This is a genomic window from Halobacillus mangrovi, assembly GCF_002097535.1.
Lineage (GTDB): Bacteria > Bacillota > Bacilli > Bacillales > Halobacillaceae > Halobacillus > Halobacillus mangrovi_A.
This window is the reverse complement of the sequence record NZ_CP020772.1, coordinates 1246009-1266693: the sequence shown is the minus strand read 5'-3', so window position 1 is coordinate 1266693 and position 20685 is coordinate 1246009. Positions and strand designations below refer to the sequence as shown.

The window sequence follows — 20685 nt, the reverse complement described above, 5'->3', positions numbered from 1 at the left end:
AGTAGAATGGCTATGGATGAAGGAAAAAGCGGCCTTAAGTCAAGGTCGCTTTTCCCCTTTTCTTATTCTTCGATTTTCGTTTTTTCAAGTGATTTAGTCGTTACAGTAGGAGCCACTTCAAAGCCTTTGACTCGCTCACGAATTGCTGAAATATGCGGGTTTGCATAAAGGAAGACCATTGGTGCATCTTCAGCAATGATTTTTTGAGCTTGGTCATAGATTTCCTTACGCTTCTCTTGATCCATTTCTGCACGGCCTTGTTCAAGCAGCTTGTCTACTTCAGGATTAGAGTAATTTTGCTGATTGTACTTGCCATCCGTGTGGAATATGTTGTACAAGAACTCATCTGGATCGACAAAACCGACCCAGCCGACAACTGTCATTTCAAAGTCACCAGAGCCTAGAGCTTCAAAGAAGACACTTTTCTCTTGAGAGACGACTTCAACATTGATCCCTACTTCTTTCAACTGTTGCTTGATCACTTGCGCCGCATCGATTTGATATTGGTTCGTACCCACCTTCATCTTCAGATCTAACCCGTCACCATAACCTGCTTCTTCAAGCAATTGCTTCGCTTTTTCAAGATCCGGTTCTGGATAAATCTCTTCTTCTAAATGAGCCCAGTGATTTTCAGGAATATTACCACTTAGAAGTGGAGAGGCTTTTCCGAATTTAACTGCTTCATTAATAGCACCGCGATCAGTCGCCCAGGCAATCGCCTGACGGACTTTCTTCTCTGCCAGCGGTCCTTCATCCGTATTCAGTCCAATGTACTCCCAATACGTTCCTGGAACACTCTCAACATTAACACCTTCAGCTTTTTCCATGAGTTCGATGTCTTTTGGTTCCGCTTGCAAAATAATATCGATTTCTCCATTACGAATGGCTGTCGAACGAGCCGTTTCATCTGGAATTGAACGCCAAACAACTTTATCTAAGTATGGTAAATCTTCTTTATAGTAATCTTCGAATTTCTCAAGCACCATTTCCTGGTCCTTCGTCCACTTGACTAGTTGAAAAGCACCGCTTCCCGCATCCGCGTTGGATAGATCTCCATCATTCTCTTCAACAATCGTCTGATTTACGATCGCATTCATTGGATTTGCAAGAAACGTTACGAATGGTGCTACCGGCTTACTCAGTGTCACAACAACCTCCGTTTCAGATGGAGTCTCAATACTTTCCAGCGCATCGAACTGAGCTTTTCTCACTTCACTATCAATTATCCGTTCAATAGAATACTTCACATCTTCTGACGTCAGTTTATCACCATTGTGGAATTTCACCCCTTCGTGGAGTGTGAATGTGTACGTTTTTCCGTCTTCAGAGACTTTGTAATCTTTCACAAGCTCTCCTTCAACTTCCCCATAAGCATCAGCCTTATAACGGAACAACGTATTATACATATTCTCGATATACCGCATAGAAGCCGCGTCCGTCACTGTGTGAGGGTCCAAGCTTTGTGCATCCGTAAGGTCGGTGATGGTCAACGTACCCCCTTCACCACCAGAAGCAGACTCTCCTCCCTCTTCATTCCCGGAACTACTTGTCTTTGTAGGATCCTGACATCCGGATAGAACCATTGTGAAAATGACGAGTAGTAATACCCAATAACGTTTCTTCATCTTGTTCCTCCTCTTAAAATTATCAGTAAATTTAAAAAATACAGTAAATTAATTGTATAAAAGATCGAATCGTGATGATATGTGACCAAACACGAATATACAATTTATTTTTCAGATAATTTCACAAAAAAATAGACTATCTTTCAGGAAGACAGCCTACGCATCAGCCGGAGCCGATTCCTTTTTCTCTTTAAAATGAATCTGATAGACAAACAACCAGGTAATCCAAACACCCAACCAATCCTTTGCTAAGTCTATGAAGGTAAAAGATCTGTCGACTACATAGAGTTGATGGATTTCATCCACAAGGCCGTAAACCATCGCAAGAATAGCGGCAAGAAAATTGGTAGATTTAGAAAACCGCCGATTTACAACTAGAGCACTCACAATTAATAGATAAAGAAACGCAAATTCCACCACATGCAGGCTTTCAAGCATCATGTTTATACTCATGGTTGAACACCTATGAACCTCTTGATTTCATCAATTGAATGACTCGACTGTATCCAAATGAGGATCAAATATATTATCGGAAGAATGGTTAGCACAATTCTCTTAATCACGAGAGCACCTCTTTTATCCTAATCTACTAACCAGTATGGAAAGAGGTAATAAGATTTATACTAAAAGCCTCCGAATCTCTCAACTCAGAGGCTTCCATTATAAGACATAAATAATTTGTTTCACGGCATCCGTCAAATCGCCCTGTGACCAACTGGGTAAGCCGCGATGCTCCACAGCCAGCTCATGAGACACCGGCATATGGACGAACCCGCAAGGAACCTCCAGCTCTAGCTTCTGAAAGTAGTAAAGTCCTTGATACATCACGTGGTTACACAGGTAGGTTCCAGCTGTATTTGAAATTTCTGCAGGCAATCCAGCTGAATTTAACTGATCTACGATTTCTTGAATCGGTAATGTTGAAAAAATGCCATCAGGTCCACTTTCAATAATGGCTCTACCAGAAGGAGTGTTTCCCCGATTGTCTTTTTCTTTGCTTTCATCACAATTGATGGCGATCCGCTCAGGAGTGATTTTGTGACGACCTGCAGCTAATCCGAGTGAAACCACGGCATCAGGTTGCATTTCTTCAATATACCGAAGAAGCTCTTCCCCTGATTTTTTATAATCAACGCTTAAGACTTTTCCACTAACTACAAAATCATTGATCCTTTCCCCGTCTAAATCCCGGACGATTTGCTGAGTAGGATTAATGGAAAAGTCGAGAAAGGGTTCAAACCCGGTCAATAGAAGCTTCTTCATTCAATCCTCCTTTTAGAAAACGATCGTTTTATTTTCATGCACAATCACACGGTCTTCAAGGTGCCACTTCACTCCGCGTGCCAGGACACTACGTTCAATTAAACGACCTTTCTTTTTCAAATCGGAAACATTATTTCGGTGATCGACACGAATGACGTCTTGCTCGATAATCGGTCCTTCATCTAAATCATCGGTCACGTAGTGAGAGGTTGCGCCGATCAACTTCACGCCGCGATCATAAGCTCGCTTGTGAGGGCTTGCTCCGACGAATGCCGGCAAAAACGAGTGGTGGATATTGATAATGCTTGAAGGGTAGGTCGCAACAAACTTCGGTGTAAGGATCTGCATGTACCGTGCAAGAACGATCAGATCAATGTCGTACTCCTCCATCAGCTCAAGCTGTTTCGCCTCGACTTCTTTACGGATATCTTTATTCGCTGGTATGTAGTAAAAAGGAATGCCGAATGATTCAACCAGCTCACGACCTGTTTCATGGTTACTGATAACGAGAGATATATCTGTGACAAGATCGCCGCTTTCCCACTCATACAACAACTCACGAAGACAAGTGGTATCTTTCGAAGCAAAGATCGCGGTCTTCTTCAATTCGTGTAAAAAGTTCAAGCGCCACTGCATGGAGAATTCCTCTCCAACAGAAGTGATCGCATCTCTAATTTCATTTTCTTTCGCCTTCATATCGTTTGCTTCAAAAACGATACGCAAGAAAAAGGTGCCTTCTACAGGGTGGGTGGTATACTGGCTTGATTCCACAATATTGGCTCCATGATCTCTTAATAGCGTAGAGATAGCCGAAACGATCCCCGGCTGATCCGGACAGCTGACAAGGAGTCGTGCTCTATTTTGGTTGGTGGTCAGGTATTGCTGTATTTGTTGGTTATTCATAAAACATCACCTTTCCTCAGTGTTGCCCCAATTATAGAGGAGTGTACCCTAATTATAAAGAAAAACCATATCCTGGATCCTCAGGTCATCCAAAATCTGGATGACCTGAGGTGGAAATTAATGGATGACCTGAGGGGAGGGTGTTTAGGGGTTTTTACACTAAACCACAAAAAAAGCCGGAGGCACCTATGCGCTAGGTTGCTCCGGCTTCCTTTTATTTTTGAACGTGGTTCGTTAATTTGCCGATTCCTTCAATCTCTACTTCCACCTGATCTCCTGGTGACAACGGGCCTACGCCAGACGGTGTTCCTGTTAATATGACGTCGCCAGGTTTAAGCGTCATCACTGCTGTTATTTCCATAAGTACATCTTCAACCGTATGAATTAAATCGGACGTCCTTGATTCCTGCTTCGTTTCTCCATTCAACGTTAGGCTGATCCCCACGTCATTCGGATTCAACTCCGTCTCAATGACAGGACCAAGCGGTTTGAAAGTAGCATAGGATTTCGCTCTCGTATACTGTCCATCTTTCTTCTGCAAATGACGATCAGACACGTCATTCCCGCATGTGTAGCCGAAAACATAAGAGAGTGCATTCTCTCTGGAAAGATCTTTTGCTTCTTTGCCAATCACGATGGCAAGCTCAGCTTCATAATCAATTCGGTGGTCTAATGTCGGCAGGACAATCTCTTCACCTTCCCCAATCACAGAGCTCGGAGAGACCATGAACATCATTGGCTCATCAGGCAATGGCTTTCCTTGCTCCTCTGCATGGAGAGCATAGTTCAATCCGATCCCGATCACCTGACCTGCATCCACAGGCGGCAAAATCGTCGCCTCTTCCAAACCTAGCGTGACAGACGTCTTCTCTGCAGTCCCTTCTATGTAATTTCCATCTAGTTTCGTCACCCGATCGTCTTCCAATACACCAAAACAAACGTCCCCATCTTTTTTATAACGGAGGTACTTCATTGTCTTCTCCCCTTTCCTTATGCGTTTACTTAAAGCTAATTATGGCAATTTTCTGGATTCTTATCAAGCAAAAAGGGGATGCCCCTTGGCCGAAAACAATGATAAAATAAGGCTAACTTGAACCTGAAGGAGCGACAGCTATGAGTCATTCCCTACATCCAAACAACTCTTTCAAAGACTTATTCGACTCACCGGAAGGATTAGCGGATCGCATCGCCGAAAACTTAGGCTGTCCGGTAACGATAGAGGACGCCAACCATCGGATCGTGTCTTACAGCAAACACGAAACCAATGTGGATGATGCACGTACCGCCACGATCATGCGAAGGAAAGTTCCTGAACACGTCGTCAATGGACTTTGGAAGCAGGGCATCATGTCTCATCTATTTGAAAGCAGCGAACCGATCGTAATCGATAAAATTAGTGAGATTGGGCTTGGAAACCGTGTGGCCATTGCCGTTCGTAAAAATAAAGAAATCCTTGGCTTCATCTGGGCACAAACGAACGATATACCAATAGACGCTCACCACTTGCAGCAGATGAAAGATGCTTCACAGCTGGTCAGCCACCACTTGCTTCGCCAGCAAGCTAAAAAAAGAAAAACCGAAGAGAATCAAAAGGAGTTTTTCTGGCAGCTTTTAACGGGCACGTTACGTCATAAAACGGAAATCAATCGCCACGCAAAGCGATTTGATCTCTCACTTGAAGGTCAGCTTTGTGTTGCTGTTTTTGAATTTACTGAAGAAATGAGCCAATCCGTTGAGCGCCATGCCTACTACCTCACAGAAACGCTGCATCAAACGCGCGTCGTGACACGTCTTTTTGATGATAAACAACTGATCTTGTTAGTTCGTACAAATAATAAAGTCGATGCGGCAGAAGTCAGTCAGACATTCATTCGTGATTTTACTCAAAAAATGAAAGAGCGCCTGGATTTTGAGGATATGCGGGCTGCTTTTGGTCTCATCTACGATAGCCCCGATGCTATTAGCTCAAGCTATAAACAGGCATTGAAAGTACTTGAACTGAAAGAAGAATACCCTAAGCCGCTCGCCGATGTCGACAGTTATCAGGATCTTGGCGTTTACCAATTCATCAACGAGCTGTCTGCTCTTCAAAAACAGGAAAACTATCGGAATGACACAATTGAAAAAATCCGTAACTATGATGCCAAGAATAAGTCCATGCTTTTAGAAACACTACGCGTGTTTTTACAACAGAACAGCAATGTTCATAAAGCCGCTGCGCATATGCACATTCATACAAATACATTAAATTACCGACTAAAACGGATCAAAGAAATCGGAAACGTAGATTTTAAGGATGCGAATCAGAAAACCACGCTTTACTTAGATTTATTAATCGAAGAAAACGAACGGGAGAGTTTGTGATTTTACACAAACCCTCCCGTTTATTTTTTCATATTTCACTAAACAAAAATAAACAAAGGCAGGCTATACTTTCGTTACAAACAACAAACGAAAGGTGGACCTTTTCCATGATTATCGGAATCCCAAAAGAGATTAAAAACAACGAAAACAGAGTGGCGATCACTCCATCGGGCGTTGTGAACCTGATTAGAGCTGGCCACACAATTCTTATTGAATCGAACGCAGGAGAGGGCAGTAATTTTACCAACGAAGAGTACAAACAAGCTGGTGCCACAATCATTGAAAGCGCTTCCGATGTTTGGGCTCAAGCAGAGATGGTCATGAAAGTGAAGGAGCCGCTTCCAGCTGAGTATGGCTACTTCCGAAAAGGACTTATCCTATTCACATACCTTCACCTGGCTGCGGAACCAGAGCTAACGGAAGCACTTTTAGAAAACGAAGTGACAGCGATTGCCTACGAAACGGTAACAGCAAACAATAAACTACCACTGCTTACACCAATGAGTGAAGTTGCTGGGCGCATGGCGACACAAGTCGGTGCACAATATCTTGAAAAATCCTACGGCGGAAAAGGAATCCTTTTAAGCGGTGTACCAGGTGTGTCCCGTGGAAAAGTTGTCATCATCGGCGGCGGAATCGTCGGCACGAATGCAGCTAAAATCGCGATCGGACTTGGGGCCCACGTAACGATTCTTGACTTAAATCCAGATCGTCTTCGTGAGCTCGATGACCAATTCGGATCTGACATTCAAACGCTTATGTCTAACCCATTTAATATTGCAGAAGCTGTAAAAGAAGCAGACCTCGTGATCGGTGCCGTATTAATTCCAGGAGCAAAAGCACCGAAACTTGTTACTGAAGACATGGTTAAATCGATGAAAGAAGGCTCTGTCATTGTAGACGTTGCCATCGATCAAGGCGGTAACTTTGAGACGGTTGATCATATCACAACACACGACAACCCAATTTATGAAAAACACGGCGTGTTGCACTATGCAGTCGCTAACATCCCAGGTGCTGTACCACGAACAGCAACCATTGCCTTGACGAATGTAACGATTCCTTATGCGATCCAAATTGCTTCAAAAGGTGTAACGGAAGCAATCGAAAATCCAGCGATTGAGCAAGGCGTCAACACTGTGAACGGCAAATTGACGTACGAAGCAGTGGCTCGTGACCTTGGTTATGAATATGTACCGGTTCGCGAAGCATTCAAACAGCTTGCTCACTCGTAATGATCAATCCTCTCCATTCATATGGAGGGGATCTTTTATATCAAAAAACCTTCAGCCCTTTATTAATAAAAGGTTCTGAAGGTTTCTTGGGATTAAAGGAATAATCCAGATTCTCTTGATTTCTTCATCAATTGATTGGTTCCCTTCTGCAAAGGTCCTTTTAAGAAAGCACCTACACTCAGGATCATTGCTGCAAATACGGCTAAAAACTTGAGATCCGTTCCTACACGAGCGGCTACGATTCCACCTACCGCTTCTCTCATTAAGTCAATCGCATAAGAAAAAGGCAGAAATGGATGTACCATTTGGAAAAATTCAGGCAATAACGCGACAGGATACGTACCGCCAGATCCAGCAATTTGCAAAACAAGCATAACAATTGCTGCGGCTTTCCCTACATCTCCAAATACGGAAACGAGGGTATAGACAATGGTCATGAACACAAAGCTGATCCCTAGTCCAAATAAAACAAAAGGAACACTCTCTGCAATTCCAATATTTAGCACGTAAAGATTTCCTAGTGTTACGACAAGCGTCTGTAAAAAACCTATACTGACAAACGTCGCCAGTTTACCGAAATATTGCTCATGAGTACGGTAGTCACTCATCTGAACAGGATCAGTAGAAAGGAGAGATACTAGTAATAGCGCTCCCACCCACAGAGACAGCACTGCTTATGAATTCACTTTACCAAACTCTATTTCTAACTCCTCCAAAATTTCATTGACTGATTTTCCTACACTCGATTCAACTGCAGCCAAATACGCTCCTTCTACTATAGGCGCGCTAGACAAGTGGACATTCTCAAGCTCCAGCATTTCGATGGCCATCTCCGCATTCATCTGTGAGCTTCCTAAATCATAGAAAACCACCGCACCCGCTTCTCCTACATTCTTAAAAGCGTTTTGTACTTTATCAAAACTTGTTCCAATTCCGCCTGCTTCATTGCCTCCAGCCGCCTGAACCGATACACCGCCTACCATTTCTTCTATCAAAAACCTGATGCCTTCGGTTATCTTTTCACTATGAGAGACGAGTACAATGTCTACATTGGCCATGGTTCCTCACCCTTTCTCCAATGTTTCTGCTAACGCTTCAAATAGATAATAAGAAGATACTGAACCTGGATCCAGGTGATCTTTTGATCGTTCCTTCAGATAGGCGGCTCGTCCTTTTGTTGCGACCATATCTTTAGTGGCTTCCATGGCGGTATGGGCAGCTTCTCTAATTTTCTCTCCATTAATTTCGGATACTTCCTTCAAAACATCGAGCACGGGAGACCAAACGTCAATCATCGTCTTTTCTCCTTCTTTTGCCTTCCCACGCTGCTTGAGACCTTCAACCGCAGCACCAACCATCTTTTCAAATGTCTCACCATCCACGTTTGATCCTTTACTCTCCATAGACATTTTTAGAAAAGCGGTACCATACAAGGGGCCGGATGCCCCTCCTACTTTGGACATAACGATTGTAGCCGTTTTCTTCAGTACATCGGACACCTCTTCGAACTCTTCATTAGGTAGAGTATTTGCGATCTCCTGAAAACCACGGGCCATATTGATCCCGTGATCTCCATCACCAATCGCACGGTCAAGCTGAGACAGATAATCCTTCTGCTCTTGTACCTTCTCGTTTGCTTTAACCATCCAGTCTACCGTTTGTCTTACATCAAGTTCCATTTGAAAGCCCCCTACTTCCGAAATGCTGGTGCTTTTGATCGCGAATCCAGCAGTTCCTTTAGTTCATCGTCCAATTTCAAAACGGTGAGTGAGCAGCCGGCCATTTCCAGTGATGTCATGTATTCACCAATAAAAGTTTCATGTACTTGAACGCCTTTTTCAGATAAGATCGCTTGAATTTTACGATTAACAACGTATAATTCCATCTCGGGCGTTGCTCCCATACCATTTACCATAACGGCTACTTCAACTGAACGGTCCAACTCCAACTCCGGCAGAACTTTTTCAGTCAGCTCCTTAGCGATTTCGTTGGCAGTAACAAGTTTCTTCTTTTCGATACCTGGTTCGCCGTGAATACCGACTCCCATTTCCACTTCGTCCTCTGCCAACTCAAAACCAGGCTCACCTGAAGTTGGCATTATACATGGACTTAATGCGACACCCATGGAACGGACATTAGCAATAACTTTTTCCGCTACCTCTTTGACTTCAAGTAACGAGCCGCCAGCCTCAGCTTTTGCTCCGGCCAATTTATGAACAAAAACAGTCCCTGCTACCCCTCTTCGTCCCGTGGTGAAGGAGCTGTCTTCCACAGCAACATCGTCATTCACGACGACTTTCTCTACATTGATTCCTTCAGCCTCCGCTAGTTCAGCTGCCATTTCAAAATTCATCACGTCACCTGTGTAGTTTTTGATGACTAACAATACACCTTCCCCACCATCTACCGCTTTAATCCCTTCCAAAACCTGGTCCGGCGTAGGCGAAGTAAAGACTTCTCCTGCGACAGCAGCATCCAGCATTCCTTGCCCAACAAATCCAGCATGAGCAGGCTCGTGACCGCTTCCTCCTCCGCTCACCAGGGCCACTTTATCTTTTACAGGGGCATCTTTTCGTACGATGCACGTCGTCCCCTCTACTCTTTTCATCGATTCAGGATAAGCTGACACAATTCCTTCAAGCATTTCTGTCACGACCTGATTAGGATCATTAATTAACTTCTTCATTGTTTTCTCCTCACCCTTCTTTAAGTATGAAAACAGGCACCCTTCCATTATTAAAGGTGCCTGTCATAGGTGTGATCTGTTTACTTGAATTTTCTTGTTGCTTCAACCGCTTTTTGCCATCCGCTATACAATTCCTGCTGCTGGCTATCACTCATTTCACCAGTGAATGTACGATCATTCGTGGACTGTGCTTTGATTTCTTCTTTATCTTTCCAGTACCCGACAGCAAGCCCAGCTAAGAACGCCGCTCCAAGAGCCGTCGTTTCCTGAACGACTGGACGCTCAACCGGCACACCAAGGATGTCGCTCTGGAACTGCATCAAGAAGTTATTCTTAACGGCTCCTCCATCCACACGCAAGGCTTTCAAATCAATGCCGGAGTCGGCAATCATTGCATCAAGGACGTCCTTCGTTTGGTAGGCCAAAGACTCCAATGTCGCACGGACAAAGTGAGCTTTCGTTGTACCACGTGTAAGACCGAAGACAGCTCCCCGTGCATCACTATCCCAATAAGGGGTTCCAAGTCCTACAAATGCCGGGACTAAATAGACGCCATCTGTCGAATCAACAGAAGTCGCATAGTCTTCCGTATCAGGAGCGTTTTCAATCATCTTCAAACCATCTCTCAGCCACTGAATAGCAGAACCCGCTACAAAAATACTTCCTTCTAACGCGTACTCCACTTTTCCATCAAGTCCCCACGCTAGTGTAGTCAAGAGACCATGCTCTGACGGTACGCCTTCTTCTCCTGTGTTCATCAGCATAAAGCAGCCTGTTCCGTACGTATTTTTTGCCATTCCTTTTTCAAAACAAGCCTGACCAAACAAGGCAGCCTGCTGGTCTCCGGCAATTCCCGCAATAGGAACTTCATGACCGAAGAAGTGATAATCAACTGTGTTTGCATAAACTTCAGATGAGGATTTCACTTCTGGAAGCATTGATTTTGGAACACCAAGGATATCAAGCAGCTCGTCATCCCACTTGAGATCATAGATGTTATACATCAATGTACGAGAAGCATTGGAGTAATCTGTGATGTGGGCTTTACCACCGGACAGCTTGTACACAAGCCATGTGTCAATGGTTCCAAACATAAGGTCGCCATTTTCCGCTTTTTCTCTTGCCCCATCCACATGATCGAGCATCCATTTTACTTTGGTACCGGAGAAATATGGATCCAGCAACAAGCCTGTTTTTTCTCTGAACAAGTCATTATGACCGGCACTGCGTAATTCTTTACAAATATCCTCTGTTTGCCTGGACTGCCAGACAACCGCATGATAGATCGGCTTTCCAGTATGTCTGTCCCAGACAACAGCCGTTTCCCGCTGGTTCGTGATTCCGATGCCAGCAATTTGGGATGGATCTACATCTGACTTTCTTAGCACATCGGCAATACAAGCAAGGACAGATGTCCAAATTTCATTCGCATCATGTTCTACCCAGCCTGGTTTCGGGAAAAATTGCTCGAATTCTTTCTGGCCTGTTTCTACAATCGTCCCAGACTTGTCGAAAAGAATAGCTCTTGAACTCGTCGTCCCCTGATCAATCGATAAGATGTACTGCTCTGTCATAAAAAATCCTCTCCTCTATACAAAATTTAATTTAGCTGATCTTTTGTTCTACTTTATCACTTACCGTACTGCCCTTTTTTAGCTCTGAAGTCGCCGCTCCCACTATAATGACGGCTACGATAAGGGTCAGCACCCAGAATGCAGTGGAGTATTCTTGAACGAAAATAGCTTGATAAAAAACTGATCCGTATACACCGCCTAAAATGGGCCCAACCACTGGAATCCAGGCATATCCCCAATCAGAACCACCTTTTCTAGGTATCGGCAGAATTGCATGAGCAATTCTCGGTCCTAAATCACGAGCTGGGTTGATCGCATACCCTGTGGCGCCCCCAAGGGACATACCGATCGCAACAATCAATAAACCGACAATCAGCGGATTTAATCCTTCGGTAAACTCATTCGCGCCAATAAATAGAATCCCCATCAAGAGTACAAATGTCCCAATCATCTCACTTAAAAGGTTAGAAAAAGGACTGCGTACAGCAGGATCTGTAGAGTAAACAGCAAGCTTCGCACCCTGGTCATCTGTCTTGTCCCAATGAGGAAGATAATTAAGGAAAACGATACAAGCACCGATAAATGCACCAATCATTTGAGCCGAGATATAGAGCGGAACCTTATTCCATGGAAAATCGCCAATGGATGCCAAACCAAGCGTTACCGCAGGATTGATATGAGCACCAGTAAAACTACCAACAGCATAGATCGCCATCGCAACAGCAAGTCCCCACCCAATTGTAATCACAACCCATCCGGCACCTTCGGCTTTGGAGTTCTTCAACACGACACCGCCAACAACGCCTCCACCAAAAATGATCAGAATCATTGTGCCAATAAGCTCTGCAACAAATTCCGACATGAGCCACACTCCCCTATAAAATTTTTCAAGCTACATGCGTTTTAATAAAAAAGAGACCCACACCGAATAACGTACTTTTGCTAAAAGTACTGATTCTGTGTGAGTCTCCTCGTCTCCGTCACATGCTTAACTTGTTAACACTACTATAAGCGCTAATGTAAGCGGTGTCAACAAAAGTTAGAATATTCCTTCATTTTGTGACAAAACAGTAGATTTTTCCTATTTTATATTGAGGATTTTTTCATATTTTGCAAGTTAGTTGATATAACACACCATTTCGCTGATATAAATCAGCATTTGATGATATATTTCGTCATTCGCCGATATACTACTGATTTCGCTGATAAACCTTTTCATCTGGTTGATTTCCATAAGAAAAAGCGCTAATTCGCATGATACTGTTGTTCTTCATCCTCTTCGATTTCTTCCTTTTTCCCTTTACGAATAAACGGAACAATAAAAGACAAAAGGCTGACTACAAACAAGGAGATGGAAATCGGATCTTTTACAAACACCATCATACTTCCCCCGGAAGCGGTAAGCGCTTGACGAAAAGCCTGTTCCATCATTCCACCAAGGATAAACGCTAAAATAAATGGGGCAGCCGGAAAAGAGAATAACCGCATCAAGTATCCAATCAGACCAAAAGCTAAGAGCAAGTACAGGTCAAACGTACTAAAGCTGATGGAATACACACCGATCAAGCTGAACGTGATCACTAACGAAATCAATAGAGGACGGGAAATCTTCAATATTTTCGCGATGTATGGAATGAGCGGCAGGTTCAGAATCAGTAAGAACACGTTTCCGATATACATACTGGCAATGATTCCCCAGAAGACGTCCGGATGATCCTGTACGAGCAAGGGACCTGGCTGAATTCCTAGCACTAGAAAAGCACCCAGCATAACCGCCGTTGTCCCAGAACCTGGGATCCCTAAACTCAATAGCGGGACAAAAGCTCCGCTCGTCGCTGCATTGTTGGCGGTTTCTGGAGCAGCCAGCCCTTTAATCGAACCTTTTCCAAATTCATCAGACTTCTTCGACAACCGCTTCTCTGTAATATAACCTATAAAAGAAGCAATCGTGGCACCGGCTCCAGGCAGGACGCCGAGCAGAAATCCAAGAAACGATTGCCGCGACATCGGTCCTTTCATTTCTTTGAAATCCTGTTTAGTTAACCTAAGATTTCCTATGTCACTTTGTTTACTTAATGAACGGTCTTTCCGGTTCAGAATCAAAAAACATACTTCAGCTAAAGCGAAAAGTCCGAGGGCAATGACTAAAAAGTCGATCCCTTCCATTAAATTCGGGTTACCGAACGTAAACCGGTTCGTACCTGTCTGGGCGTCAATCCCAATGGTCGCAACGATGAAGCCAATCGTCGCTGAAATCAACGCCTTGATAGTCGAGCCGTCTGACAAGCTTGCAATCGCCGTCAGCCCTAGAAACATAAGGGCAAAATACTGAGGAGGACCAAAAGAAACGGCCACTTGGGCGAGCGCTGGTGCAAATAGCATGAGAAGGATGACAGAAATTGTTCCTCCCGTAAAAGAAGAGATCGCCGCAATCGCCAACGCTTTTCCGGCTTCTCCTCGTTGAGCCATCGGATAACCGTCAAAGGAAGTCGCCACTGTGCCTGATATCCCTGGAGCGTTCAAAAGAATAGAAGAGGTCGATCCTCCAAAGACAGCTCCATAATAAACCCCTGCCATCATGACTAATGCCGTTGATGGATTCATCCCATACGTGACAGGGATCATAATTGCGATTGCACTAATCGGACCGAGCCCTGGCATCATTCCGATGAGCGTACCCGTCACCACACCGATTAACACAAATAGAATTCCTTGCAAACTAAATGCGACTTGAAAGCCTTCTAATAGACCGTCTAGTGCCATAATTTATCCACACCCTTTAAAATGGTAATATTCCTTGAGGCAGACGAATTTGAAGTAAGTAATTAAAGAGATAATAAAGAGCTGAAGGAAAAATGATGGAAACAAGGACATTACTCACCCAATTTTTATAACCCAAGAACCACGAACAGAAAAATACAAATAAAGCGGTTGTTAGTAAAAACCCAAGCATTTCAAATAAGAATATATAAGCAAAAATCATTACGCCAACGGCAATAAGAACGAGAATTTCTTTTTTCGGAACCGTACGTTTCTTCTTTTCTTCCTCTGTTTCTGAAGACTTATCAAAAAATAAGAAAACCGCCAGTCCAATTAAAATGAATCCTAAAGCCCTAGGAATGAAATCAGAGTCAATCGGAACGTAAGGATATTCTTTAAGGTTATAAGTTAGATACAAATAACCGGCCCCAAATAAAATAAGAAAGACGCTAATTTTTTGATTCATTGTTTTGAGCACGTTCATCACCTTCTTATCCAGTTTTGAGAAAAGGCCTGCATCCAAGCAGGCCTTCCTCCAGTCTCATCCTTATTTTCCAAGACCAAGTTCATCTAATAGACTGCCTAGCTCTTTTGTCTGTTCTTTCAAAAATTTCTGATATTCCTCACTGTTCATATACATTTCATCCCAGCCGTATTTAGCACGGATGTCTGCAAAAGCTTCTGATTCGCTGACCGCTTTGAATTTCTCTTCGTAAAATTTCACGGCTGATGGATCCATATCTTTCGGACCAAAGAACCCTCTCCAGTTTACAAACGTCGCATCAATACCTTGCTCTTTCGCCGTTTTGAATTCAGAGATAACGTCTCCTTCTAGACGCTCTTCAGAAGTCACGCCAAGAACTTTGATTTTACCTGCTTTCACTTGCTCAACGGTCTCCGCTACACCTGTAGAAAATACATCAGCACTTCCATTCAATATTTGTGTCAACGCTCCGCCATCCTGAGCAGAAACGTATTTAATTTTCTTAATATCTACTCCTGCTTCCTTCGCAAGCGCTACAAATTGCATGTGATCCATAGATCCAGGAGAAGAGTACCCGACGACCGTTACACTGCTTGGATCGTCTTTCATATCAGCGAATAGTTCATCAAGCCCGTCCCACTTGGCATCCTTCGCTACAGCAAACGCACCGTAGTCAGCAATTAAGTTAGATAGCGGGGTAAAGTCTTCATAAGATAAATCCGATTGACCATTTAACGGGACAAAAATCAGCGGCGGGGAAGATACGAAAAGGTTGTGCGGGTTGTTTGTACTGTTGATGTATGACCAGCCTACAGCACCACCCCCACCTGGCTTATTAACCACACCGATATCTTCTTCAATGATTCCTTCGTCTTCCATGATTTTCGCAACACTTCTGGCGGTTGTATCCCAGCCGCCACCTGCACCACTAGGAGCCACAATTTCAATTGGCTTCTGTGGTGTCCATTCTCCGTCCCCGGAATTTTCCGAGCTTGCATTTTCACTTCCGCAAGCTGTCATAAATGCGAGTAAAAATAAAATAGCGAACAAATAAAATTTCTTCATCAACGCTCTCTCCTTCTCTATTAATTTGATCTTGTATTTCATAGTAAAAGAGAGCAACAAAAATGTAACCGTTTTCAAAATAGGCTGTTTTAAAAATATTAATCTGAATAAACCAAATAAAAACCACGACTTCCCTATGCTTCTATTTAATCTATATCCACGTTTAACGTTTCAGAGTGAATCCAGCTTGAATTTATTTATTTAGATTTCTTTTTCCAGATGTTAAAAAAAATGGGCCAGAAAGAGTAAGTAAAAGTGCCGAATTTGGATGAATTTTCTTTTATTTCGCGATTATTCAGATAACAAAACCACGAAACGTATCCATTCCACTAGTCTTATTCACCCATCCTTATTTCTCCTCTATTTACATCTATTTACAAATAATTCAAAAACGCTCTCTATAATACAGGTTGTTACATTCATTAAACGTTTGCGAAAGGAGCATTCCAAATGACAAAGGAAAGACAAATGGGAGACTGGATTCAAAAGCTTAATGAAGAGACCTTACATAAAGGTGTCGACCGTCGAAATTTCCTTCAAGGAGCAGGAAAAGTGGCTAGCATTTCTTTAGGGATGGTGATTGCTCAATCCATGGGTGGACTGTCCATTTCTGCAGAAGAAGTCGAGTTTCAAGAATACCCGTTTCTGCTGGGGGTAGCTTCTGGAGACCCTCTATCGGATAGTGTGGTTTTATGGACACGTCTGGCAATAGATCCATTAAACGGAGGAGGGATGCAGGATCGGAGAATTCCTGTCAAATGGGAAATGGCCAAAGATGAACATTTCCGTCATATCGTACAGCGCGGGACAGAAGTTGCAAGCCCGGCGCTCGCACACTCTGTCCATGCAGAAGTAGAAAGTCTCGAAGCTAATACGGAATATTACTACCGTTTTAAGGTCGGGAAGGATTTCAGTCCAATTGGAAAAACAAAAACCCTCCCAGCCAGAGGTTCTGAGGTTGTCAGCCTGTCTTTTGCTTTCGCTTCCTGCCAGCAATATGAGCATGGCTACTATACAGCTTATAAACATATGGCAAAAGAAGATCTTGACCTTGTTTTCCATCTTGGGGATTACATTTATGAATACGGACCTGACGAATACGTGTCGGGTACCGGAAATGTAAGAACACATAAAGGCCCCGAAATTAGATCACTCGAAGATTACCGCAACCGTCATGCTCAGTACCGTTCAGACAAAAACTTGCAGGCAGCTCATGCGGCATTTCCTTGGGTCGTCACATGGGATGACCATGAAGTAGAGAACAACTATGCTGATATGATTCCAGAAAAAGGCCAGTCTGTTGAAGCATTCGTCAAACGCCGAGTTGCAGCATATCAAGCCTATTATGAACATATGCCGTTACGGCAGTCTTCCATGCCTCATGGTGCAGACATGCAGTTATACCGTCAATTCTCCTACGGGAACTTAGCGAATTTTATGGTTCTTGATTCCCGGCAGTATCGTTCCGATCAGGCCAATGGAGATAAGAGCTCACCACAGACCGAGGAATCCCTGGATCCTACTCGCACACTGTTAGGAGACGAGCAGGAAAAGTGGGTCCTTGATCATCTTGAGGACTCAAATACGTCCTGGAATATCCTTGCACAACAAATCTTTTTTGCTAAAAGAAATTATGGTCCAAGCCCTGAGAAGCCTTTATACAGCATGGATGCGTGGGACGGCTATACACCGGCAAGAGAGCGTATTACTAATTTCGCGAGTAAAAAAGAATTGGATAATTTGATTGTCTTAACAGGTGATGTGCATGCCAACTGGGCTTCGAACATCCTGGCCGATTTTGATGACTCAACTTCCAAAATGCTTGGAGCTGAATTCGTTGGAACATCTATCACTTCTGGTGGAAACGGAGCGGACAAACGTGCGGACACCGACCGGATCCTCGACCAAAACGATCATATTAAATTTTTCAATGATTATCGAGGCTATGTCCGCTGCCATGTAACGCCAAGTCAATGGAGAACGGATTATCGTGTGGTTCCCTTTGTCACAACTCCTGGCGCAGACATTTCTACTAGAGCATCCTTTGTTTATGAAAAAGACCAGGAAGGACTAAAGGAAATATCAACGTCGACCGTTCCTCAAGGAAAACAGCGATCTTCTGAGGTAGAAGAAGATCGACATAAAGCCCACACCCGCGCCCATAAGAAACAAGAACAAAAAGGTAAGCAAAAGCAAATGAATTAAGAATAAAGAGAGAGAAGTGATCGACATCAAGGAGGCAAATGGAATGGAAGATCGCAACCTGCAGGTGATCGGCCACCTGGAAGAGTTACGGAGCAGGACAATTAAAACAGCCCTTGCTTTTATCTGCTTCCTGATTGCTGGGCTGGCCTTTATGAAGCCTATCTACCAATGGTTGATCCGAGACTTAGATATGAAACTTGCTATTCTTGGACCAAGCGAAATTTTATGGGTCTATTTAATGATTGCCGCTGTATGCGCACTAGCTGCAACCATCCCTGTAGCCGCCTATCAAATTTGGCGTTTTGTCGCCCCAGGTCTTAGTCAAACGGAAAGGAAAGTAACCTTACGTTTTATCCCAGCTTTATTCTTTCTATTTATTATTGGGATAGCATTCGGATATTTTCTTCTTTTCCCGATTGTTCTTAACTTTTTAACCTCTCTTTCAGAAGGACAGTTTGAAACCATGTTCACAGCGGAAAAGTACTTCCGATTTATGCTGCACATGACTGTACCCTTTGGTTTATTGTTTGAAATGCCATTAGTTATCGTTTTTCTTACTGTTCTCGGAATTTTACATCCAGCTAAATTAAAAAAATCAAGAAGAGTTTCCTACTTTTTGCTGATTGTTATTTCCGTGCTAATTACACCACCTGATTTTCTATCAGATGTGCTTGTGATTCTACCCTTACTTCTTTTATATGAAATCAGCATTTCGTGCTCCACCATCGCCTATAAAAAACGTCTGGCTACTCAGACAGCAAAATCTAATGTCGCCTAATGGAATACCTAATAGGAGGTTATCGGTTTGAATAAATCCCATATGAATCGAAGAGATTTTCTCAAAGCAACCGGAATGAGCACCGCTGCACTGGCATTGGGGACTACTGGTTTAATGTCTTTAGGTGAATATAAAGTGTTTGCCGGCACAGGGAAGAACAGCAAGGCTGCAGGCAGGTATGGTCCGCTTGTTAAAGATCCAGGCGGTGTCATGGATCTCCCTCGCGGATTTCAGTATCGAATTATTTCAGAAGAAGGCGGAAAGCTGTCTGACGGCAGACCCATTCCTGCTAAATTCGATGGGATGGCCGCTTATGCCGGCCCTAATAACTCAACTGTATTAGTACGGAATCATGAGTTAAGCGGAAACACTCAATACCCAGTTATTGGAAAAAACCCTTACCGTAGAGAAGAAACAGGAGGGACCACTTCTTTAGTGGTTGGCCCAGATCGTAAATTAAGAAAAGAATATGTTTCCTCTTCTGGAACAATCCGTAACTGCGCGGGTGGAGCCACACCTTGGGGTACATGGCTTACTTGCGAAGAAACATTGGAAGAGGGACATGGCTATGTGTTTGAAGTAGACCCGCATGATCCAGAGAACAAACTTTCCAAAACACCAATCCGAGATATGGGAGCTTTTTCTCATGAAGCAACAGCAATCGATCCCGCTACAGGAATTGTTTATCTAACAGAAGACGCCGGGCCAAGCTACTTGTACCGTTTCCTTCCAAACGATCGCAGCCAGCGGGCAGGCGCGCTGCAAAAAGGAGGCCAGCTTCAAGCAGCAGCGATCGAAGAAATGAGTACCAAGGAAACAAGCGAATTCTATACAGGTCGGAAATACGATATTGTATGGAAAGATGTAGATCCTGACAAACCGACACTTGATGCTGGAAAAAAAGGATGTATTGCCTTCAGCCGTTTAGAAGGAGCCTATTTCGAAGGTGGAGTCTTCTGGTTTGATGATACGTCTGCTGGAGATAAAAGCTTGGGTCGTGTTTATCGCTATATCCCATCTACCAATACACTGGAGCTTTTCTATGAATCTACAGACCAAAATGATTTGGAAATGCCGGATAATATCTGCATCACCCCATGGGGAGATTTGTGGATTGCCGAAGACGGTGGAGGTGTCGACCGTGTTATTGGTATAACACCTGAAGGCGAGACTTACGTGTTCGCTGAAAATAAATTGAATAATTCCGAGCTTGCTGGACCCACATTTTCCACTGATGGCCGTACATTCTTTATTAATGTCCAATCCCCTGGAATGACCTTTGCCATCTGGGGACCGTTTAAGAGAAAAAACGCAGCTCGCAGAAGATTGATGGGACATGCGACACCACCGGCAGCTTACGCACCAAAAGTATCGGACAAACTTTCTGCGTTCGCAGAGGTGCAAGGAATGTCAGACCTAGAAGCTGTCGCATTCGAACGCCACGGCTTGCCCATTCTATAACAATATCAGGAGGCGGATTGTATGTTATCAAATATCGGAATCCCAGGATTAATTTTAGTGCTAGTTATCGCGTTAATTATTTTTGGCCCTTCAAAACTACCTGAAATTGGCCGGGCATTTGGAAGTACACTGAAAGAGTTTAAAAATGCTACTAATGATTTGGTAAACGGAAACAATGACAAAGAGGATGAAACTGCGAGTGAAAACCAGAAACTGAAACCTGTAGAACAGAACAAGAAGCAAAATACAGGAAGTTAATCATCTAAAAAACGTCCAGGGTAC

At 43.5% G+C, this 20685-nt stretch carries 20 protein-coding genes; 6 read left to right on the top strand and 14 right to left on the bottom strand.

Annotated elements, in window-relative coordinates; translation table 11 throughout:
- Positions 1 to 62: 62 nt before the first annotated feature.
- From HM131_RS06085 to HM131_RS06065, 5 genes are all read right to left on the bottom strand, one after another.
- Positions 63 to 1625, bottom strand: a complete 1563-nt coding sequence (locus tag HM131_RS06085; RefSeq protein WP_085028909.1) for an ABC transporter substrate-binding protein — start codon at positions 1623 to 1625, stop codon at positions 63 to 65.
- A 156-nt stretch (positions 1626 to 1781) separates the two neighbouring features.
- Positions 1782 to 2078 (bottom strand): VanZ family protein, encoded by a 297-nt coding sequence (locus tag HM131_RS06080; protein WP_085028908.1) that lies wholly within the window; start codon positions 2076 to 2078, stop codon positions 1782 to 1784.
- Positions 2079 to 2285: 207 nt separating this feature from the next.
- Positions 2286 to 2888: a pyroglutamyl-peptidase I gene (locus HM131_RS06075; protein ID WP_085028907.1), complete on the bottom strand. Its 603-nt coding sequence runs from the start codon at positions 2886 to 2888 to the stop codon at positions 2286 to 2288.
- A gap of 12 nt (positions 2889 to 2900) precedes the next feature.
- A complete protein-coding gene (gene purU, locus HM131_RS06070; RefSeq protein ID WP_085028906.1) occupies positions 2901 to 3791 on the bottom strand; it encodes a formyltetrahydrofolate deformylase in 891 nt (296 codons plus the stop codon).
- 214 nt (positions 3792 to 4005) lie between these two features.
- A complete protein-coding gene (locus HM131_RS06065; RefSeq protein WP_085028905.1) occupies positions 4006 to 4764 on the bottom strand; it encodes a fumarylacetoacetate hydrolase family protein in 759 nt (252 codons plus the stop codon).
- A gap of 140 nt (positions 4765 to 4904) precedes the next feature.
- On the opposite strand from HM131_RS06065, the gene HM131_RS06060 reads away from it, so the two are divergent.
- Positions 4905 to 6155, top strand: coding sequence for a PucR family transcriptional regulator (locus HM131_RS06060; protein WP_085028904.1), 1251 nt, complete (start codon positions 4905 to 4907; stop codon positions 6153 to 6155).
- Between the two features lie 107 nt (positions 6156 to 6262).
- A complete protein-coding gene (ald, locus tag HM131_RS06055; protein WP_085028903.1) occupies positions 6263 to 7390 on the top strand; it encodes an alanine dehydrogenase in 1128 nt (375 codons plus the stop codon).
- A gap of 92 nt (positions 7391 to 7482) precedes the next feature.
- Here ald and HM131_RS06050 read toward each other — a convergent pair whose 3' ends face one another.
- The 9 genes from HM131_RS06050 to HM131_RS06010 form a co-directional block, all read right to left on the bottom strand.
- On the bottom strand, positions 7483 to 8046 hold the full coding sequence (locus HM131_RS06050) for a YhgE/Pip family protein (protein WP_332308732.1): 564 nt from the start codon (positions 8044 to 8046) through the stop codon (positions 7483 to 7485).
- 18 nt (positions 8047 to 8064) lie between these two features.
- Entirely contained in the window at positions 8065 to 8448 is a 384-nt protein-coding gene (dhaM, locus tag HM131_RS06045; protein WP_085028901.1) for a dihydroxyacetone kinase phosphoryl donor subunit DhaM, read from the bottom strand.
- A gap of 6 nt (positions 8449 to 8454) precedes the next feature.
- The gene (gene dhaL / locus HM131_RS06040; RefSeq protein ID WP_085028900.1) at positions 8455 to 9069 is read right to left on the bottom strand and encodes a dihydroxyacetone kinase subunit DhaL; all 615 of its coding nucleotides are present in this window, start codon (positions 9067 to 9069) and stop codon (positions 8455 to 8457) included.
- 11 nt (positions 9070 to 9080) lie between these two features.
- On the bottom strand, positions 9081 to 10076 hold the full coding sequence (gene dhaK / locus HM131_RS06035; protein WP_085028899.1) for a dihydroxyacetone kinase subunit DhaK: 996 nt from the start codon (positions 10074 to 10076) through the stop codon (positions 9081 to 9083).
- Positions 10077 to 10156: 80 nt separating this feature from the next.
- The gene (glpK, locus tag HM131_RS06030; protein WP_085028898.1) at positions 10157 to 11650 is read right to left on the bottom strand and encodes a glycerol kinase GlpK; all 1494 of its coding nucleotides are present in this window, start codon (positions 11648 to 11650) and stop codon (positions 10157 to 10159) included.
- 31 nt (positions 11651 to 11681) lie between these two features.
- Positions 11682 to 12512: an MIP/aquaporin family protein gene (locus HM131_RS06025; RefSeq protein WP_085028897.1), complete on the bottom strand. Its 831-nt coding sequence runs from the start codon at positions 12510 to 12512 to the stop codon at positions 11682 to 11684.
- Between the two features lie 383 nt (positions 12513 to 12895).
- Entirely contained in the window at positions 12896 to 14413 is a 1518-nt protein-coding gene (locus HM131_RS06020; protein ID WP_408607108.1) for a tripartite tricarboxylate transporter permease, read from the bottom strand.
- Between the two features lie 16 nt (positions 14414 to 14429).
- Positions 14430 to 14933 carry a tripartite tricarboxylate transporter TctB family protein gene (locus HM131_RS06015; RefSeq protein ID WP_332308731.1) on the bottom strand — a complete coding sequence of 168 codons (504 nt, stop codon included), beginning with the start codon at positions 14931 to 14933 and terminating at the stop codon, positions 14430 to 14432.
- Between the two features lie 24 nt (positions 14934 to 14957).
- Positions 14958 to 15959, bottom strand: a complete 1002-nt coding sequence (locus HM131_RS06010; RefSeq protein ID WP_085028895.1) for a tripartite tricarboxylate transporter substrate binding protein — start codon at positions 15957 to 15959, stop codon at positions 14958 to 14960.
- Between the two features lie 450 nt (positions 15960 to 16409).
- Between HM131_RS06010 and HM131_RS06005 the strand changes: the two genes are divergently transcribed.
- Genes HM131_RS06005 through HM131_RS05990 form a run of 4 tightly spaced genes read left to right on the top strand, consistent with a single transcriptional unit; the run spans position 16410 to position 20661 of the window.
- Complete coding sequence (locus HM131_RS06005; RefSeq protein WP_085028894.1) at positions 16410 to 18164, top strand: alkaline phosphatase D family protein; 1755 nt, start codon at positions 16410 to 16412, stop codon at positions 18162 to 18164.
- Between the two features lie 43 nt (positions 18165 to 18207).
- Entirely contained in the window at positions 18208 to 18942 is a 735-nt protein-coding gene (tatC, locus tag HM131_RS06000; RefSeq protein WP_085028893.1) for a twin-arginine translocase subunit TatC, read from the top strand.
- 27 nt (positions 18943 to 18969) lie between these two features.
- The gene (locus HM131_RS05995; protein WP_232324885.1) at positions 18970 to 20403 is read left to right on the top strand and encodes an alkaline phosphatase PhoX; all 1434 of its coding nucleotides are present in this window, start codon (positions 18970 to 18972) and stop codon (positions 20401 to 20403) included.
- Between the two features lie 21 nt (positions 20404 to 20424).
- On the top strand, positions 20425 to 20661 hold the full coding sequence (locus tag HM131_RS05990; protein WP_085028892.1) for a twin-arginine translocase TatA/TatE family subunit: 237 nt from the start codon (positions 20425 to 20427) through the stop codon (positions 20659 to 20661).
- Positions 20662 to 20685 lie beyond the last annotated feature (24 nt).

What these genes read in the sequence shown, in the direction of transcription:
- purU (WP_085028906.1), bottom strand. Translation starts at nt 3,791, where the DNA reads ATGAATAACCAACAAATACAGCAATACCTGACCACCAACCAAAATAGA.
- HM131_RS06080 (WP_085028908.1), bottom strand. Translation starts at nt 2,078, where the DNA reads ATGAGTATAAACATGATGCTTGAAAGCCTGCATGTGGTGGAATTTGCG.
- HM131_RS06065 (WP_085028905.1), bottom strand. Translation starts at nt 4,764, where the DNA reads ATGAAGTACCTCCGTTATAAAAAAGATGGGGACGTTTGTTTTGGTGTA.
- HM131_RS06060 (WP_085028904.1), top strand. Translation starts at nt 4,905, where the DNA reads ATGAGTCATTCCCTACATCCAAACAACTCTTTCAAAGACTTATTCGAC.
- HM131_RS06075 (WP_085028907.1), bottom strand. Translation starts at nt 2,888, where the DNA reads ATGAAGAAGCTTCTATTGACCGGGTTTGAACCCTTTCTCGACTTTTCC.
- HM131_RS06020 (WP_408607108.1), bottom strand. Translation starts at nt 14,413, where the DNA reads ATGGCACTAGACGGTCTATTAGAAGGCTTTCAAGTCGCATTTAGTTTG.
- HM131_RS06005 (WP_085028894.1), top strand. Translation starts at nt 16,410, where the DNA reads ATGACAAAGGAAAGACAAATGGGAGACTGGATTCAAAAGCTTAATGAA.
- HM131_RS06010 (WP_085028895.1), bottom strand. Translation starts at nt 15,959, where the DNA reads ATGAAGAAATTTTATTTGTTCGCTATTTTATTTTTACTCGCATTTATG.
- dhaK (WP_085028899.1), bottom strand. Translation starts at nt 10,076, where the DNA reads ATGAAGAAGTTAATTAATGATCCTAATCAGGTCGTGACAGAAATGCTT.
- dhaM (WP_085028901.1), bottom strand. Translation starts at nt 8,448, where the DNA reads ATGGCCAATGTAGACATTGTACTCGTCTCTCATAGTGAAAAGATAACC.
- dhaL (WP_085028900.1), bottom strand. Translation starts at nt 9,069, where the DNA reads ATGGAACTTGATGTAAGACAAACGGTAGACTGGATGGTTAAAGCAAAC.
- ald (WP_085028903.1), top strand. Translation starts at nt 6,263, where the DNA reads ATGATTATCGGAATCCCAAAAGAGATTAAAAACAACGAAAACAGAGTG.
- tatC (WP_085028893.1), top strand. Translation starts at nt 18,208, where the DNA reads ATGGAAGATCGCAACCTGCAGGTGATCGGCCACCTGGAAGAGTTACGG.
- HM131_RS06085 (WP_085028909.1), bottom strand. Translation starts at nt 1,625, where the DNA reads ATGAAGAAACGTTATTGGGTATTACTACTCGTCATTTTCACAATGGTT.
- HM131_RS06025 (WP_085028897.1), bottom strand. Translation starts at nt 12,512, where the DNA reads ATGTCGGAATTTGTTGCAGAGCTTATTGGCACAATGATTCTGATCATT.
- HM131_RS05990 (WP_085028892.1), top strand. Translation starts at nt 20,425, where the DNA reads ATGTTATCAAATATCGGAATCCCAGGATTAATTTTAGTGCTAGTTATC.
- glpK (WP_085028898.1), bottom strand. Translation starts at nt 11,650, where the DNA reads ATGACAGAGCAGTACATCTTATCGATTGATCAGGGGACGACGAGTTCA.